Here is a 16101-nt window from a genome sequence, read left to right on the forward strand (position 1 = left end):
ATGTTCCGGTGGCAGACGAAGAGGGCGGTCGCGTCGTGCCGGCCGGCTATCCCGTTCAGGCCGTCGATAAGGGGGCTCGGCGCCGCCGCGGACGAGGTACGGCCCCGCTCGGGCAATTAGGAACATCCAAATCCGGCTTACGTTGCCTGCACGGGCCTGATGGATGTCCCATGCAGCGCAGAACATTTCTGGCACTCGCGGCCTGGCTTGTCGGCACGACGTCCCTGACGCGCGCGACCGTGATCCACAATCACGTGCCATGGTCGCCCCATCCGAACTCGCCGCCGGAGATCGTGCGGCTGGGTCCTTGGCAGTTCTTCACTCTGGATGAAGCCCGCGCGATGGAAGCGATCGTCGATCGCATCATTCCGCCCGATGCGGAGACGCCCGGCGGCAAGATCGCGGGCTGCGCCGTCTTCATCGATCGCCAGCTCAAGGGGCCGTATGGCTCCAACGAGGGGCTTTACACGCTTGCGCCTCACACCAAAGGCACCAAGGAGCAAGGCTCCCAATCGGCGCTGACCCACGCCGAGTTCTATCGCAAGGCGCTGGCCGCGCTCGACAAGCATTGCAAGTCAACGCAGGGCGGCAAGTCCTTCGCAGAGCTCGATGCCGCCGCGCAGGATGACGTGCTGCGCAAGATCGAGTCGGGCGAGGTCAAGTTCGAGACGGTCGACGCTCAGGGCTTCTTCTCGGCTCTGCTGAAGGACGTCCCGGAAGGTTTCTTTTCCGATCCGATCCACGGCGGCAATAACGACATGGTCGGCTGGAAGATGATCGGCTTTCCCGGCATCCGCTACGATTATCGCGACTGGGTCAATCGTCACAACGAGCGCTACCCGTATCCCCCCGTCAGCATCGCCGGGCGGGCCGACTGGACCCCTGCAAAATCGTGAGCGGCGCACATGGCTCGTAAGCTCCCGCGCAAGGACGTTGTCATCATCGGGCTCGGATGGACCGGTTCGATCATGGCCTATGAGCTCGCCGATGCCGGGCTCGACGTGATCGCGATCGAGCGGGGTCCCTGGCGCAACACGGCGACCGACTATCCGCCGGGCTACGCGGCCGACGAATTGCGTTATCGCATTCGTCATGAGCTGTTCCTGAGCCCAAGCCAGACGACCTTCACTTTCCGGAACAAGACGAGCGAGGCGGCGCTGCCGATCCGAAGCTGGGGGGCGTTCATGCCGCCGAACGGCGTCGGCGGGGGCGGCGTGCACTGGAATGCGGAGACATGGCGCTTCCTGCCCTCGGACTTCGTGCTGAAGACGCATTTGACCGAACGCTATGGCGCCGGTTTTCTGCCTGATGACATGACCATCCAGGATTGGGGCGTGACCTATGATGAGCTCGAGCCGCACTACGACCGGTTCGAATATCTCTGCGGCACGTCCGGCCAGGCCGGCAACGTCAAAGGCAAGATCATGGAGGGTGGCAATCCGTTCGAGGGGCCGCGCTCGCGCCCCTATCCCAACCCGCCGCAGGACCAGCCGTTCGGCCATACGCTGTTCGGCAAGGCTGCGCGCGAACTCGGCTACAAGCCGTTTCCGCAGCCCTCCGGCAACATGTCGCGGCCGTACCAAAATCCTCTCGGCGTACGCCTCGGACCATGCACCTATTGCGGCTTCTGCGAGTGGTTCGGGTGCGGCAACTACTCGAAGGCCTCGCCGCAGACCACGGTGCTGCCGGCGCTGGTGCGGAAACCCAACTTCACGGCGCGTGACAACAGCGAGGTCACGCGGGTCAACGTCGACCACTCCGGCAAGCGGGCCACCGGGGTGACCTTCGTCGATGCCTCAGGTGATGAATGGGAGCAGCCGGCTGATCTCGTCGTTCTCTCGGCCTACACGATCTTCAACGTCCAGCTGCTGCTGCTGTCGGGCATCGGCAAGGCCTATGATCCCGCTGCCAATACCGGCGTGATCGGCCGCAATTTCACTCACCAGACCATCTCTGACGTCGTCAGCTTCTTCGATCCGGCAAAATTCGTCTTCAACCCGTTCATCGCTTCCGGCGCGATCGGAATGTGCATCGACGAGTTCAATGGCGACAATTTCGATCACGGTCCACACGGTTTCGTCGGCGGCGGCTACATGGGGATTGTGCAGACCAACGGTCGGCCGATCGAGACCACGCCCGTGCCGCCGGGCACGCCGCTGTGGGGCGCCGAGTGGAAGAAGGCCGTCAAGGAAAACTATCAGAGCGCGATCAAGCCGGGGACCGGCGTGCACGGCAGCATGTACAGCTACCGCGACGTCTATGTCGATCTCGACCCCACCTACAAGGACCGCTTCAGCCGGCCGCTCGCGCGGATCACGATGGATTTCCACGATAACGAGATCAAGCAGAACAAATTCCTGACGGACAAGTTCGCCGAGATCTTTCAAACCATGGGCGCAAGGCAGGTCCACAAGGAATACCGCAAGGCGCCCTACGACATCACCAAATACCAGACGACGCATCTTTGTGGCGGAGCGATCATGGGTACGGATCCCAACACCAGCGCACTCAACCGCTACCTCCAGAGCTGGGACGTGCCGAACCTGTTCGTGACAGGCGCGAGCGCGTTCCCGCAAAACGCCGGCTACAATCCGACCGGAACGGTCGCGGCGCTCGCCTATTGGGCCGCCGATGCGATCCGCTCCAAATATCTCAAGAACCCGGGGCAGCTGATCAATGCGTAGAGCTGCGCAACTCGCCTTGGTGACGCTGACGCTTGCTGCCGGCGTCGGTCAGGCCACGAGTGCGGGCTTGCAGGACTTTGCCGCCGTCGAGCGCGGACGTTATCTGGCCGCCGCCGGCGATTGCGGGAGCTGCCATACGGTCCCGGGCAGCGACCATCCTCTGAGCGGCGGCCGTCCCATCGAAACGCCGTTCGGCGTGCTGGTCGCCCCCAATATCACGCCTGATCGGGAGACCGGGATCGGCGCGTGGAGCGACGAGGAGTTCGACGCGGCCGTGCGGAAGGGAATGCGCCGCGACGGCAAGCGGCTGTACCCGGCCATGCCATATCCCTATTTCGCGCGCATGACACGGGAGGACGTCAAGGACATCCGCGCCTACCTCGCGACGTTCGAGCCAGTCCACAATCCCGTCACCGTCAACCAGCTGCCGTTCCCGCTGAACCAGCGGATGGCGATGATGGTGTGGGACAAGCTGTATTTCACGCCGGGCGAGTTCTGGGAGCGGGCGGACAAGTCGAAGCAGTGGAATCGCGGCGCTTATCTCGTCGAAGGCCCCGGCCATTGCGGCGCCTGTCATACGCCGAAGACGGCTTTGGGCGGCGACAAATCCGGCAAGCGGCTCCAGGGTTACACGCTGCAGGGATGGGTCGCGCCTGACATCACCAGCGGGCAGGGTCCGCTTGCCGATTGGTCGATCGACGATCTCGCGCAATATCTCAAGACCGGGCACAACCGCTTTGCGGCCGCAGCCGGCTTGATGGGCGAAGTGGTCGAGCTCTCGACGTCCCGGCTCAGCGACGACGACACCAAGGCGATGGCCACCTATCTGAAGGATGTATCGGGACCGAAGCCTGCGGCGGACAGCTCGGCCGATGCCCATGTGATGTCCGCCGGCGGCGCGATCTATCAGGACCTCTGCTCGGCCTGCCACAAATCGGACGGGTCTGGCGTTCCCAATCTCATTCCGAACCTCAACCTCGCCGCGACCGTCAACACGGGAGATCCGACGACGGTGCTGCGCGTGATCCTGCAGGGCGCACAGAGCGTGGCGACAGACAAGGAGCCGACAGGTCCCGCCATGCCTGCCTTCGGCTGGCAATTGAATGACGCGCAGGTCGCGGCGGTCGCGACCTATGTCCGCAACCATTGGGGCAAGGCGCCGCCGGTCAGCGAGGCCGAGGCGAAGAAGGAGCGGACGGCGCTCGATGCGAGGACGAACTGACCGTCAGGTCCGGGTCAGGAAATCCATTGAACCAAGGTAGAGAAGTATCCCCAGCCAGAACAGTCCGGCGCCGGCAAAGACGAGTGTGAGGCCGCGCCGATGCCACAGCTCCATGAAGATGGTTGCGACGAGACCTGCCTTGATGGTAGCGATCGTGAGGGCCACGACGGCATTGCCCGCTCCGAGCGGCACGTAGGCGAGCGTGATCGTCAGCGCCAGCAACGCGAGCAAACCAAGCCAGGCTCCGATCAGGGCAAGCGGTGGTCGCCAGTCGGTCATGGTGTCGACCTTCCGGGCAGGTAGATCAGCGCGAACAGGAAGATCCAGACCACGTCGACGAAATGCCAGTACAGCGCTGCGCTGTGCAGGGCCGTGTGGTGACGCGTCGTCGGCGCCTTCCGGCAAAGGGTTGCAAGCGTGATCAACAGGCAGATCCCGATCAGCATATGCAGGGCGTGGATAGCCGTCGCGATGAAGTAGAAGATGAAGAACAGCTGGACGCCATTGGCCAGCGGTCCGGCGAAGACGAAGTCGATCCCGGGGACGAGATGCTCGTCATATTCCTTGCTGTACTCGATCCCCTTGAGCACGATGAAGATCAGCCCAAGGCAGGCAGCGCCAATGAGTAGCCATGTGACGATCCTTGCTGTGGCAGGCGAGAAGATCTCAACGGCCCATGCCACGAGAAAGCTCGATGTCAGCAGGACGGCCGTGTTGGCCGTTCCGATCACGATCTCGGTGTGCCGGCCGCCCTCGGCGAAACCTTGCGGCAATGCGTGCCGGTAGACGATATAGGCGAGGATCAGCCCGCCGAACAGAAGAACTTCGGTTGCGATGAACACCCACATGCCGAGTTCGGCCGTGTGATCGCGGTGAGGTATCGAAGCGTATTGCGGAGCAACGGCGGAGCTATCACGCATTCTGCGGCTCCGCCTGGAAGGCCTCGTTGTATTGATACGGGTCGCGTGTGACCACGGGCTGCGTCGTAAAGTTGTGTTCGGGGGGCGGCGAGGAGGTTTGCCATTCCAGGCCGGGCGCGTCCCAGGGGTTTGCCGGCGCGCGTTTGCCAAAGAATGCGGAGTAGCCGAGGTAGAACAGCGGCATCAGATAGGCGACGGCCAGGATTGTGGCGCCTCCGGATGACAGCACGTTCCAGACCTGGAACTCCGGGGGATAGACGTGGTAGCGCCGCGGCATGCCCTCCGCGCCGAGGATGAACTGCGGGAAGAACGTCAGATTGAAGCCGAAGAAGATCAGGACCGCGGCGGTTCGCGCCCAATATTCCGAGTAGAGCCGGCCGGTAATCTTCGGCCACCAATAGTGCAAGCCGCCGAAATAGGCCGTCACCATGCCGCCGACCATGATGTAGTGGAAATGCGCGACCACAAAGTAGGTGTCGGTCGCGTGCACGTCGTAGGCGAGGCAAGCCAGGAACAGGCCGGTGAGACCACCGACCGTGAACAGACCGATGAACCCGAGCGCATAGAGCATGGGCGCGTCGAAATGGATCGAGCCTTTGTGCAGGGTCGCGGTCCAGTTGAAGACCTTGATGGCCGAGGGCACCGCGACGATGAAGCTCATGAAGGAGAACACGAGGCTCGCAACCAGCGACTGGCCGCTGACGAACATGTGGTGGCCCCACACCAGGAAGCCGACCGCGGCGATGGCGAGGCTGCACCAGGCCACGAACTTGTAGCCGAACACCTGCTTGCGGGAGAAGCACGAGATCAGTTCGTTGATCACCCCCATGCCCGGCAGGATCATGATGTAGACAGCGGGATGCGAGTAGAACCAGAACAGATGCTGGAACAGCAGCGGGTCGCCGCCGATCCTGGGATCGAAGATGCCGACGCCGAAAAAGCGTTCCGTCGCCATCAGCAGCAGCGTGATCGCGAGCACCGGCGTGGCCAGCACCAGGATGACCGACGTCGCATAGAGCGACCACAGGAACAGCGGCAACCGGTACCAGGTCAGCCCAGGTGCGCGCAGGCGATGGATGGTGACGATGAAATTGAGGCCGGTCAGGATCGACGAGAAGCCCGCGATGAAGACGCCCGCAGCCGCGACGATCACGTAGCTGTTGGAATAGAGCGTGGAGAACGGCGTGTAGAAGGTCCAGCCGGTATCGACGCCGCCGGCGAAGATCGCGAACAGCGTGGTGCAGCCGCCGAGCATGAAGATGTACCAGCTCATCAGATTGAGCCGGGGAAAGGCGAGATCGCGCGCGCCGATCATCAACGGGACAATGAAATTGCCGAGCGTGTTGGGAATCGACGGGATCAGGAAGAACCACACCATGATGATGCCATGCATGGTGAAGAGGCGGTTGTAGACGTCGGAGCTGACGAGATCGGCCTGGGGCGTCGCAAGCTCGATCCGGATCACGGTCGCAGCCGCGCCGCCGATGAAGAAAAAGACGATCAGGCTCGCGAAATAGAGGATCGCGATCCGCTTGTGGTCCGTCGTCAGGAACCACGAGCGCAGCGTGAAATCGGCGGTGAGATAGTTTGGGTCGCTCATGATGGATGTCCTGCGAGCGATTTGATGTAGATCACGAGCCGCAAAAGCTGATCTTCGCTGACCTTGCCCTCGAACGAGGGCATTACAGGTTGATAGCTTGCGACCACCTGGCTGCGCGGCATCAGGATGGAGTCCCGGATGTATTTATCATCCGCGATCACGGTGGTGCCGTCAGAGAGCGGCACCGGCTTGCCGTAGACGCCTTCGAGCGGGGGCGCGCGGACTGTGCCGCCGCCGCCGTGGCAGCCGCTGCAGCCAAGCTCGCGGAAGAGCTGGCCGCCCTCGCTTGCGAGCGGGCTCGACGGCGCTTGCTGCGTCAGCCAGTTGGAGAAATCGGTCGGCTCCATCGCCACGACCTCGCCGATCATGCCGGAGTGGTCGGTGCCGCAATATTCGGCGCAGAACAGGTGATAGTGGCCGGGCTTGTCGATCTCGATCTCGAGGTCCTGGTAGCGGCCGGGAACGACATCATGCTTGAGACGAAGGGCGGGGATGTAGAAGCTGTGAATGACGTCCTGCGACGCCATCACCAGGCGGATAGGGCGCTTCACCGGGATATGCAGCGCGTCGATCTCCGCCTGGCCACCAGGATGCTGCGTCTTCCACATCCACTGTTTCGCCACGACGAACACGTCGTGCTCGTCGCTCTGCGTACGATAAATCTGGAAAAAAACGCTGGCTCCCCAAACGAAGAGGCCGAGGAAGCAGACGAACGAGGCGGCGGTCCAGCTCACCTCCCAATGCCAGCTCTTCTTGACGCGATGGTTCCTGTCGGTCCGGTTGCCCGCGCGATAGCGCGCGCAAAATAGCGTCAGCAGAAAGAACAGCAGGCCGACGACCAGTGCGCTCGCAATCAACAGGCCAGTGAACAGCAGATCGACGTCGCCGCTGTGCGGCGAGAGCCCGGGTTGCCAGAACGGAATCCATTGGCGCCACATCTAGCGGGACCTTCGGAGCGCACTCATGGAGACGGCCACCCCGGCAGTCCCCTGCGCAGGAGAATGTCGATCGCGCGGTCGATCGGAATGCGGACTTCGCCCCGGGTTTTGTCGGTCCAGCCGTAACCGCGCTCGATCTTCGCTTGCCCATCGCGCATCGCCTGCAGCGTCGCCCGAGGCGCCTCGTCGAGGGGCGGCGCGTCGGAGCTCAAGGCCGGACGACTCGCGGGCGTGATGGGTTTTGTGGATAGCGGAAACATCATCGGCAGCACGAGCGGCGTGACTGCGACGAAAGTCGCAAGACCTGCCGCCAGCCAGCCGACGAGGCGGAGTCCGACGTCCGACCGCTCGTAGTCGAAGCGTTTGCTGTCCGACATGCTGCCGCCCTCGATTGACGGGTGACAATGCTGCGAGGGGAATTGCGTTCCTACTTAGGAACCAATGTGCGAGGGCTCGATTGATGAGCCGACAGCTCGCCATCGGGGTCGCAGCGAGGATGGTGCAAATATTCTCCCCTGTGGCGGACACGTGGTTACGCCTGTTCCTGATCGGCGGCCTGTCGCTCGCCGGCGGCAGCATCGTGGCCGCCGTCGGCTTCGCGCATTCGGCGTACATGACCGAGACCGATATCCGTCCGCATCAGCCGGTGCCGTTCAGCCATCGCCATCATGCCGGCGAACTCGGCATCGACTGCCGCTATTGCCACGGCAATGTCGAGTCCGGGCCGCAAGCCGGCCTTCCACCGACCGAGACCTGCATGACATGTCACTCCCAGATATGGACCAACGCGTCGATGCTGGAACCGGTGCGGAAGAGCCTCGCCGACAACACGCCGATCCGGTGGACACGCGTCGCGAAGCTGCCTGACTACGTGTTCTTCCGCCACGACATCCATATCGCCAAGGGCGTTGGCTGCGAAAGCTGCCATGGCCGTATCGACCGGATGGCGCTGACCTATCGCGCAAAGCCCTTCACGATGCAGTTCTGCATCGATTGCCACCGTGATCCGGCGCCGCATCTGCGTCCGCCGGATCACATCACCGACATGGCGTGGACGCCGGCCGCGAATGTGCGCAAGGAGGGCGAGACCATCGCCGCTCATGAAGGCATTCGCGTCGGTGAGCTCACGCATTGTTACGTGTGCCACCGATGAAGCGCAGCATTGATCATCGACCGGCGGACGGGCCGCGCGTGTGGGCAGGCATCGAGGAACTGTCGGATGATCCGCGGTTTCAGGCCTTCATCGAGGCGGAATACCCTGTTGTCCACGAATTCTCCAGGACCGCGCGCCGCGAATTCCTCAAGCTGATGGGCGCTTCCTTCGCGCTGGCGGGGCTGACCGGTTGCGAGAAGAGCTCGTTCATTGCAGCGCTGCCTTATGTCGACCAGCCGCCGAGCGAGACGATCGGCCTGCCGCGCTACTACGCGACGGCCGTGCTGCTCGATGGCTACGCGCAACCTGTCATCGCCACGGCCCATGCCGGGCGTCCGACCAAGCTCGACGGCAATCCGGGGCATCCGGCAACGCAGGGCCGCAGCGACATCTTCATGCAGAGCGCTGTGTTGCAGCTCTATGATCCCGACCGCACGGCTGCACCCACCCGCCATGGCGAAGCGGTGAGCTGGGCCGATGTCGAGTCCGCCATGGGCGTAATGCGCGAAAACTGGCGCGCCGGTCAGGGTGACGGCGTCAGGTTGTTGCTCGGACCCACGACCTCGCCGACTTTGCTGCGGCAGATCGATGCGTTCCGGGCGCAGTTTCCGAAAGCGCGCGTCCACACACATGCCGCTACGGGGCATGAGGCGAGGCGACAGATCACCGCCGCGGTTTATGGTCAGGCACTCGACCTGCACTATGTGCTCGGCGAGTGCGACGTCGTCGTCGACCTCGACGATGACTTTCTGGGGCCCGGGCCCGATCAGGTCCGTCACGCGTTGGGCTGGTCGCAGGCGCGCCGGCGATCCAGCGACCGGCCGGGCAATCGGCTGTTCGTGGCCGAGAGCGTGCCGACGGCGACCGGGGCGATGGCCGGTCAGCGGCTGATCGCTGACGCCAGGCGGATGCCTGTTCTCGCCGAAGCGCTGGCCAGTGCGCTCGGTATTGCCGGCGCATCGAAGCCGGATCTCTCCGGCGCGGAAGCCGGCTGGATCGCGCGCATCGTGGCGGCTTGCAAGGACCATTCGGCGCGCTCGCTGTTCGTCTCGGGCTTGAGCGGCGGCGCGGCCGCGGCGCTCTGGGTTGCGCGGATCAACCAGCAGCTCGGCAATGCCGGCGAGAGGCTGAAGCTGACCGCGCCGATCGCGGGCCCGGCCGACGCGGGAACGCTGGCCGAACTCGTCTCCGACATCCAAGCGGAGCGCGTCACCTCTCTCCTCGTGCTCGATTGCAATCCCGTCTACAGCGCGCCCGGTGAGCTCAATGTCGGCGACGCCATCAAGCATGTTCGCTCCTCGATTCATCTTGGCCTGCACCGGGACGAGACGGCTGCGCTCTGCGAATGGCAGCTGCCTCTTGCGCATCCGCTGGAGTGCTGGAGTGATGCGCGCGCCGTGGACGGCACGGCGACGATCCTCCAGCCGGTGATCTCGCCATTCTACGACGTCAGATCCGCGCATTACGTTCTGGCAAAGCTGCTTGGGGAGGTTGACGAGACGCCGGATGCCGCAATCCGCCAAACCTGGCAGCCGAGCTTCGGCGACGCATTCGAGACGCGATGGAAGCAGGCGCTGCATGATGGTTTCGTCGCTGGTGCGGCCCAGTTCATCACCGCGTCGCCTGCGAGCGATGCGCCCGCGCCCCCAAAGACGACCGGGGAGCTCGACATCGTGTTTCAGCCGGACCCCACGGTCTGGGACGGCCAGTTCGCCAATGTCGGCTGGCTTCAGGAGCTTCCGAAGACGCTGACGACGGTGACCTGGAGCAACGTGATCGCGGTGAGTCCTGCGCTTGCGAAACGCCTCGCGGCCGCCAACGGCGATCATGTCGAGGTCACCGTCGGCGAGCGTCATGTCGAGGGGCCGCTCTGGATCATGCCGGGCCAGGCCGACAACACGGTCGCGCTCTATCTCGGCTACGGCCGGACCCGGGCGGGACGGGTGGGTGACAATCTCGGATACGACGCCTACCAGGTGCGGCCCGCTGCTGCAGCGTGGCTGGCGCAGGGGCGCCTGCGCAAGCTTGCGACCCGCGAGGAACTCGCGGTGACCCAGCTGCATCATCGGCTCGAGGGATTTGATCTCGCGCGCGAGATCAGTCCGGGCCAGGTCGAGCGGGCCAAGCCGGCGCAGGCCAGCCTTTATCCGCCCTGGCCGTCGTCGAAGAACGCCTGGGGCATGGTGATCGATCTCGACAGCTGCATCGGCTGCAATGCCTGCGTGACGGCGTGCACGGCCGAGAACAACGTGCCCGTGGTCGGCGCGGATCAGGTCCGGGCCGGCCGTGAGATGCACTGGCTGCGGATCGCCCGCTACTACACCGGCGATGTCAGCGATCCCCACAGCTTCTTCGAACCGGTCCCGTGCATGCATTGCGAGGACGCACCTTGCGAGATGGGCTGTCCGGTCCACGCCACGACGCACAACTCCGAGGGCGTCAACCAGATGGTCTATAACCGCTGCATCGGCACGCGGACCTGCTCGAGCTATTGTCCCTACAAGGTGCGGCGCTTCAATTTCTACGACTATCGCTCGCCCGCCGATTCACCCGAGCATGCTGCCCACAATCCGGACGTGACCGTGCGCGCGCGCGGCGTCATGGAGAAATGCACCTATTGCACCCAGCGCATCGAGGCGGCCCATGTCGCCGCCGACAAGGAGAACCGCCCCATACGCGACGGCGAGGTGGTCACCGCCTGCCAGCAGGCGTGTCCCACCAAGGCGATCGTGTTCGGCGACATCAACGACCCGAATTCGGAAGTGTCGCGGCTGAAGCGCGACGGTCGCCATTACGTGCTGCTCGAAGAGCTGGGAACGAGGCCGCGCACGACCTACCTGGCGCGCTGGCGCGACGATGAGACGGAATCGAGGCAGGGATGAGCGAGCAATCCGACATCCTGCCGAAGCGCCAGAGCATCGGCGGCATCACCGATCAGCTCACCGGCATTCCCCTGCATTTTCCGGCGGACCGGCGCTGGATGATCGCGATGTCGGTCGCAGGCGCGCTGCTGCTGTTGCTGATGGTCTCGGTGCTCGAGCTGTTCACCCGCGGCGTCGGGATCTGGGGCATCAACATTCCCGTCAACTGGGCCTTCGCCATCCACAACTACGTCTGGTGGCTCGGCATCGGCCATGCCGGCACGCTGATCTCGGCGCTGCTGCTGCTGACGGGCAGCGAATGGCGCAACTCGCTCAACCGTTTCGCCGAGACCATGACGCTGTTCGCCGTGGTCTGCGCCGGCATCTACCCGATCCTGCATCTCGGCCGGCCCTGGTACGTCTACTGGATGTTTCCCTATCCGGCGACGATGGGCGTGTGGCCGCAATTCCGCAGCCCGCTGGAATGGGACATCTGGGCGGTGCTGACCTACCTGACGGTCTCGCTGGCCTTCTGGTACACCGGCCTGATCCCTGATCTCGCCGCCGCCCGCGACCGCGCAACGCGGCGCGGCTGGCAGATCTTTTTCGGCATCATCGCGCTCGGATGGCGCGGCTCGGCGAGGCACTGGCAGCGCTGGCAGCAGACCTATCGGCTGACGGCAGGACTTGCGGTGCCGCTTGTCGTGTCGGTTCACAGCGAGGTCTCGCTGCTGTTTGCCGCGGGGCAGATCCCGGGCTGGCACTCGACGATCTTCCCGCCTTACTTTGTCCTCGGCGCGGCTTTCTCGGGCTTCGCCGTCGTCTCCATCATCGCGGTGTCGTTGCGCTCGTGGTTCGGGCTGAAGAATCTCGTGACCGACGACCATCTCGATCTGCTCGGAATGGTCCTGCTCGCGACCGGCCTGATGACCGGCTACGGCTATGTCTTCGAGGTGTTCGACGCGCTCTATTCCGGTGAGCCGCACGAGCTGCAAACGCTGGCCGACCGCTTTGCCGGCGCCTATGCCTGGACCTATTGGGGCGCGGTCGTCCTCAACTTCATCCCGCTCCAGGCGCTGTGGCTGCGCAACGTGCGGCGGAGCGGGTGGATGCTGCTGCTGATCTCGGCGTCGGTCGTGGTCGGAATGTGGCTCGAGCGCTACATGATCCTGGTCACCAGCCTCTATCGCGATTTCCTGGTTTCGTCATGGAGCCATTTCACGCCGAGCTTCTGGGACTGGTCGACTTATTTCGGCACGATCGGCCTTTTCCTGGTGCCGTTCCTCATCGCCATCAGGCTCGTTCCCATGATCTCGATCTTCGAGAGCAAGGAGCTTCTCCACGAGGAGAAGGAGGAGCAGCAGCATGGCTAAGGGGCTCTATGGCGCATTGGCCGAGTTCAGGACTCCGGACGACCTGCTGGCGGCGACGCGGAAAGCGCGGGAAGCCGGCTACCGCAGCCTCGACGCCTTCACGCCGTTTCCGGTCGAGGGCCTGGACCGCATCCTGCGATTTCCGCGGCCGACGATCTCCTTCGTCGGACTTGGCGGAGCGATCGCCGGCGCAACCACCGCGCTCGCCATGCAGTTCTTCACGAATTACGACTACCCGCTCAATGTCGGGGGACGGCCGATCTATCCGATATCGGCCTTTGCGGTCGTGACTTTCGAGCTCACCATTCTGTTCTCGGCGCTCGCCATGCTGGTCGGGATGCTGTGGCAGAACGGGCTGCCGCGGCTCAGCTATCCCGTGTTCAACGGCGAAAGGTTTCACCGTGCCAGCAAGGACCGCTTCTTCCTTTGCGTCGGCGCTGACGATGCGAGGTTCGAGGCGGGCGAGACGTTGGCGTTTCTCAGCGGGACCGGCGCGCTGTCGGTGGAGCTGGTGCCGGAATGAGCAGGCTTCTGGTCATCGTCGCGCTTGCCGGTCTGCTCGCCGCCTGTGATCAGAACATGGACGAGCAGCCGCGCTACAGCGAATATTCGCGCGCGCCGCTGTTTCGCGGCGGCGTGCTGCGGCCGCCGCCGGCGAACACCGTCGCTCGCGACGATCTGGACCGGGAGAAGGCGGCTCATACCAGGCCTGCGCTTTCGGCCGCGCTGCTCGCGCGGGGACGCGAGCGCTTCGGCATATTTTGCCAGCCCTGCCATGGCGCCGGCGGTGACGGAAACGGCATCGTCGTCCAGCGCGGCATGCCGCGGCCGACGAGCTATCACGACGACCGGCTGCGCAACGCGGAAGACCAATATTTCTTCGACGTCATCACCAACGGCCATGGCGCGATGTACTCCTATGCGGCCCGCGTGCCGCCGGCGGATCGCTGGGCGATCGTCGCCTATATCCGCGCGCTTCAGCTCAGCCGTCACGCCTCGCTCGACGACGTGCCAGCGGACGAGCGCGCCAGGCTGGAGAGCCGGCCATGAGAATGTCCAGCAGCCCAAGAAGCGTGGTGGCGGTGGTGTCGGGCCTGGTCCTGATCGCGGGATTTGTGATCGATGCCAGGTCGACCGCTTCAGCCTATCTCGTCGCCTGGAGCGCCTGGGGTGCCATTCCGATCGGCGCACTTATTGTCTTCATGACCAGCTATCTGGTGCGGCGGCGCTGGACCGAGACGCTGCATCCGGTCTTCGTCGCGACATCAGGCATCCTGCCTGTCGCCGCGCTGACGTTCATTCCGGTCCTGCTCTTCATGAAGGAGATCTATCCCGCCATCGCGGATGGATCCTCATTGCCGCCGTTCAAGGCGCACTGGTTCGTGCCGTGGTTCTTCGTGCTGCGGACGGTGCTCTATTTCCTGATCTGGATTGCGCTCGCCCATTGGCTCCGGCGCGCCTGGCGCCATGACGAGGCCATGGTCCGCGCCGCCTCCGTTGGAGCGATCGCATGGACTCTCACCGTATCGTTTGCCGGGGTCGACTGGTTCGAATCGCTGCAACCGGAATTTCACTCGTCGATCTACGGCCTCATCGTACTCAGCTTCCTGCTGGTGAACGGAACGGCCTTCGTGATCGCAGCCGGCTTGTTGTCGACGCAACAGATCGGCCCGAGCCGCGGCTACAGCGGACTTCTGCTCTCGGTGCTGCTGCTGTGGTGCTACCTCCATGCCATGCAGTACATCGTGATCTGGTCGGGCAACATTCCCAAGGAGGTCACCTGGTATCTGGTGCGATCCCAGCACGGGTGGCAGTTCGTCCTGGCGGCGCTCTCATTCGGGCAATTCGTCTTCCCGTTCTGCGCGATGCTCAGCAGCCGGGTGCGGTCGGACCCGCATTGGCTGCTGGCGCTGTGCGGGTTGACGCTCGCCATGCGCTGGCTCGAAGCCGCAATTCTGATTCTGCCGGCCATTCACGGCCTGTCCCTGACGGTCACCGGCGCGATGTTGATTGCGGCAACGCTGTTCCTCGGCGCGGTGTTCTGGCTGGCGTTCGACGCTGATCTCGCGCGGTCTGCAGAACCAGAGCCTTTGGGCGCTATCTGGTGGCGTGCTCGCGCCGCAGCAGCAGGCCGATCAGCAGGGCAAGGACGATGACACTGAGTGACGACGTCGCGATCAGCAGCCGCCGCGCCGCGAGCGTATAGGTGCCGCTCGCGGGATCGAAGCCATAGCAGAGCAGATGGATCTGGTCGGTCCATCCGCCGACATGCCCCTGGCCCGCTTCGACCAGGGCAAGACGCAGGCTGGCGGCATCGACCGCGAGAGCCGAGAGCGCGCGCGAAATCCGCCCGTCCGGCGTCACCACGAAGGCCGCGGCGGGGTGGGCATATTGGTCATGCTCGCGATCATAGACGGGCTGCACGCCGAACGCGCCGGTGAGAGCGCCGATCTCAGTCGCTGCCGCGCGCAAAAACGCGCTGTGCTCGGCGAGCCCGCCCCTTGGGCTGAGCTGCGCATTCTTCATCGTCAACGCCTGGGCGGCCGTGTCCTTGGCATCGAAGCCGGTCACGATCAACCGGAAGTCCTTGCCGGCGCTCAAGCCCGTATCGGCCAGCGCGTTCGAGACGATCGAGATGGCCGGCCCGCACAGCGTTTCGCAGGTGTAGTCGGCCAGGATCCAGACGGTGGGGACGCCGCCAAGCCAATCCTGCAGCGGTGCGCGGCGATCGTTGATGTCGTTCATCTGGATCTGCAAAGGCAGTTGCGCATTCGTGGGACGCGCGAGGACGGCCTGCTCGAGCTGCGAGGCGGTGAGGGCTTGGGTCGCCACGGGCATCGCGATCCATGCGACGAGCGCGACGATCCATCCAGGGGCCCGCGCACGGGCTCGTCTTCCGGGCACATCATCAGAGCATTGGGCGGGCAATGTGTGCATCCCGGGCGATCGGTGCGGGTGAGGCGGGTGACCAGAAACGGCTTGCAGCTATCCGCGTCAGGCAATGCTCACCCGAGAGCTTGGTTCCTGGGCGGCCACCGGCAGCTACAATAGGGCTGCCGGATTCACATAACCTAATGCATGAAGCAGAGAGACCCGTCAAAATCCCGGCGGGACCCTGGGGTGAATGACGATGGATCGCGTCGAAAAAATTTTCGTCGGGACGGCGATTACGGGCTTTCTCATTATGCTCGGGGCAATCATATGGATGACGTTAAGCTAGCGGGCAGGGCGGCCTCGGCGTTGCGCATCACCCTGCCATATCTTGCGGTATTCATCTGCATCGCGGTCGCCGCGTGGCTGACCTGGAGCAGGCTGCTCTAGGCCAGACCGGTTGGCCTCGACGATGCGCG

General features: G+C 64.1%; 15 protein-coding genes. 9 read left to right on the forward strand and 6 right to left on the reverse strand.

What is annotated here, in order from left to right:
- Nucleotides 1-170 precede the first annotated feature (170 nt).
- From ACVIIW_RS22870 to ACVIIW_RS22880, 3 genes are read left to right on the forward strand one after another with little or no spacing between them, the layout of a single operon-like run.
- Complete coding sequence (locus ACVIIW_RS22870; protein WP_456702792.1) at nucleotides 171-896, forward strand: gluconate 2-dehydrogenase subunit 3 family protein; 726 nt, start codon at nucleotides 171-173, stop codon at nucleotides 894-896.
- A 9-nt stretch (nucleotides 897-905) separates the two neighbouring features.
- Entirely contained in the window at nucleotides 906-2684 is a 1779-nt protein-coding gene (locus tag ACVIIW_RS22875) for a GMC family oxidoreductase (protein ID WP_456702793.1), read from the forward strand.
- Nucleotides 2677-3906: a c-type cytochrome gene (locus ACVIIW_RS22880; RefSeq protein ID WP_456702794.1), complete on the forward strand. Its 1230-nt coding sequence runs from the start codon at nucleotides 2677-2679 to the stop codon at nucleotides 3904-3906. Before ACVIIW_RS22875 ends, ACVIIW_RS22880 begins: the two co-directional genes overlap by 8 nt.
- Nucleotides 3907-3909: 3 nt before the next feature.
- On the opposite strand, the gene ACVIIW_RS22885 is transcribed toward ACVIIW_RS22880, so the two are convergent.
- From ACVIIW_RS22885 to ACVIIW_RS22905, 5 genes are read right to left on the reverse strand one after another with little or no spacing between them, the layout of a single operon-like run.
- Nucleotides 3910-4185, reverse strand: a complete 276-nt coding sequence (locus ACVIIW_RS22885) for a cytochrome C oxidase subunit IV family protein (RefSeq protein WP_456702795.1) — start codon at nucleotides 4183-4185, stop codon at nucleotides 3910-3912.
- Nucleotides 4182-4826, reverse strand: coding sequence for a cytochrome c oxidase subunit 3 (locus ACVIIW_RS22890; protein WP_456702796.1), 645 nt, complete (start codon nucleotides 4824-4826; stop codon nucleotides 4182-4184). The genes ACVIIW_RS22885 and ACVIIW_RS22890 overlap by 4 nt, the downstream gene beginning before the upstream one ends.
- Nucleotides 4819-6426 (reverse strand): cytochrome c oxidase subunit I, encoded by a 1608-nt coding sequence (gene ctaD, locus ACVIIW_RS22895; protein WP_456702797.1) that lies wholly within the window; start codon nucleotides 6424-6426, stop codon nucleotides 4819-4821. Before ctaD ends, ACVIIW_RS22890 begins: the two co-directional genes overlap by 8 nt.
- A complete protein-coding gene (locus ACVIIW_RS22900) occupies nucleotides 6423-7364 on the reverse strand; it encodes a cytochrome c oxidase subunit II (RefSeq protein ID WP_456702798.1) in 942 nt (313 codons plus the stop codon). Before ACVIIW_RS22900 ends, ctaD begins: the two co-directional genes overlap by 4 nt.
- A 23-nt stretch (nucleotides 7365-7387) precedes the next feature.
- Nucleotides 7388-7741: a hypothetical protein gene (locus ACVIIW_RS22905; protein WP_456702799.1), complete on the reverse strand. Its 354-nt coding sequence runs from the start codon at nucleotides 7739-7741 to the stop codon at nucleotides 7388-7390.
- A gap of 119 nt (nucleotides 7742-7860) precedes the next feature.
- Here ACVIIW_RS22905 and ACVIIW_RS22910 point away from each other — a divergent pair, with 119 nt between their 5' ends.
- From ACVIIW_RS22910 to ACVIIW_RS22935, 6 genes are read left to right on the forward strand one after another with little or no spacing between them, the layout of a single operon-like run.
- Nucleotides 7861-8517, forward strand: coding sequence for a cytochrome c3 family protein (locus tag ACVIIW_RS22910; RefSeq protein ID WP_456705235.1), 657 nt, complete (start codon nucleotides 7861-7863; stop codon nucleotides 8515-8517).
- A complete protein-coding gene (locus ACVIIW_RS22915; protein ID WP_456702800.1) occupies nucleotides 8514-11399 on the forward strand; it encodes a TAT-variant-translocated molybdopterin oxidoreductase in 2886 nt (961 codons plus the stop codon). The genes ACVIIW_RS22910 and ACVIIW_RS22915 overlap by 4 nt, the downstream gene beginning before the upstream one ends.
- On the forward strand, nucleotides 11396-12751 hold the full coding sequence (gene nrfD / locus ACVIIW_RS22920) for an NrfD/PsrC family molybdoenzyme membrane anchor subunit (protein ID WP_456702801.1): 1356 nt from the start codon (nucleotides 11396-11398) through the stop codon (nucleotides 12749-12751). Before ACVIIW_RS22915 ends, nrfD begins: the two co-directional genes overlap by 4 nt.
- Nucleotides 12744-13274, forward strand: a complete 531-nt coding sequence (locus tag ACVIIW_RS22925; RefSeq protein ID WP_456702802.1) for a DUF3341 domain-containing protein — start codon at nucleotides 12744-12746, stop codon at nucleotides 13272-13274. The genes nrfD and ACVIIW_RS22925 overlap by 8 nt, the downstream gene beginning before the upstream one ends.
- Entirely contained in the window at nucleotides 13271-13801 is a 531-nt protein-coding gene (locus ACVIIW_RS22930; protein ID WP_456702803.1) for a c-type cytochrome, read from the forward strand. Before ACVIIW_RS22925 ends, ACVIIW_RS22930 begins: the two co-directional genes overlap by 4 nt.
- Nucleotides 13798-14907, forward strand: a complete 1110-nt coding sequence (locus tag ACVIIW_RS22935) for a hypothetical protein (protein WP_456702804.1) — start codon at nucleotides 13798-13800, stop codon at nucleotides 14905-14907. Before ACVIIW_RS22930 ends, ACVIIW_RS22935 begins: the two co-directional genes overlap by 4 nt.
- Here ACVIIW_RS22935 and ACVIIW_RS22940 read toward each other — a convergent pair.
- Nucleotides 14849-15583, reverse strand: a complete 735-nt coding sequence (locus ACVIIW_RS22940) for an SCO family protein (protein WP_456702805.1) — start codon at nucleotides 15581-15583, stop codon at nucleotides 14849-14851. The two genes, ACVIIW_RS22935 and ACVIIW_RS22940, sit on opposite strands and share 59 nt — an antisense overlap.
- Between the last annotated feature and the right edge of the window lie 518 nt (nucleotides 15584-16101).

This window comes from Bradyrhizobium sp. USDA 4449, from assembly GCF_054056275.1.

What these genes read in the sequence shown, in the direction of transcription:
- ACVIIW_RS22870 (WP_456702792.1), top strand. Translation starts at nt 171, where the DNA reads ATGCAGCGCAGAACATTTCTGGCACTCGCGGCCTGGCTTGTCGGCACG.
- ACVIIW_RS22875 (WP_456702793.1), top strand. Translation starts at nt 906, where the DNA reads ATGGCTCGTAAGCTCCCGCGCAAGGACGTTGTCATCATCGGGCTCGGA.
- ACVIIW_RS22880 (WP_456702794.1), top strand. Translation starts at nt 2,677, where the DNA reads ATGCGTAGAGCTGCGCAACTCGCCTTGGTGACGCTGACGCTTGCTGCC.
- ACVIIW_RS22885 (WP_456702795.1), bottom strand. Translation starts at nt 4,185, where the DNA reads ATGACCGACTGGCGACCACCGCTTGCCCTGATCGGAGCCTGGCTTGGT.
- ACVIIW_RS22890 (WP_456702796.1), bottom strand. Translation starts at nt 4,826, where the DNA reads ATGCGTGATAGCTCCGCCGTTGCTCCGCAATACGCTTCGATACCTCAC.
- ctaD (WP_456702797.1), bottom strand. Translation starts at nt 6,426, where the DNA reads ATGAGCGACCCAAACTATCTCACCGCCGATTTCACGCTGCGCTCGTGG.
- ACVIIW_RS22900 (WP_456702798.1), bottom strand. Translation starts at nt 7,364, where the DNA reads ATGTGGCGCCAATGGATTCCGTTCTGGCAACCCGGGCTCTCGCCGCAC.
- ACVIIW_RS22905 (WP_456702799.1), bottom strand. Translation starts at nt 7,741, where the DNA reads ATGTCGGACAGCAAACGCTTCGACTACGAGCGGTCGGACGTCGGACTC.
- ACVIIW_RS22910 (WP_456705235.1), top strand. Translation starts at nt 7,861, where the DNA reads ATGGTGCAAATATTCTCCCCTGTGGCGGACACGTGGTTACGCCTGTTC.
- ACVIIW_RS22915 (WP_456702800.1), top strand. Translation starts at nt 8,514, where the DNA reads ATGAAGCGCAGCATTGATCATCGACCGGCGGACGGGCCGCGCGTGTGG.
- nrfD (WP_456702801.1), top strand. Translation starts at nt 11,396, where the DNA reads ATGAGCGAGCAATCCGACATCCTGCCGAAGCGCCAGAGCATCGGCGGC.
- ACVIIW_RS22925 (WP_456702802.1), top strand. Translation starts at nt 12,744, where the DNA reads ATGGCTAAGGGGCTCTATGGCGCATTGGCCGAGTTCAGGACTCCGGAC.
- ACVIIW_RS22930 (WP_456702803.1), top strand. Translation starts at nt 13,271, where the DNA reads ATGAGCAGGCTTCTGGTCATCGTCGCGCTTGCCGGTCTGCTCGCCGCC.
- ACVIIW_RS22935 (WP_456702804.1), top strand. Translation starts at nt 13,798, where the DNA reads ATGAGAATGTCCAGCAGCCCAAGAAGCGTGGTGGCGGTGGTGTCGGGC.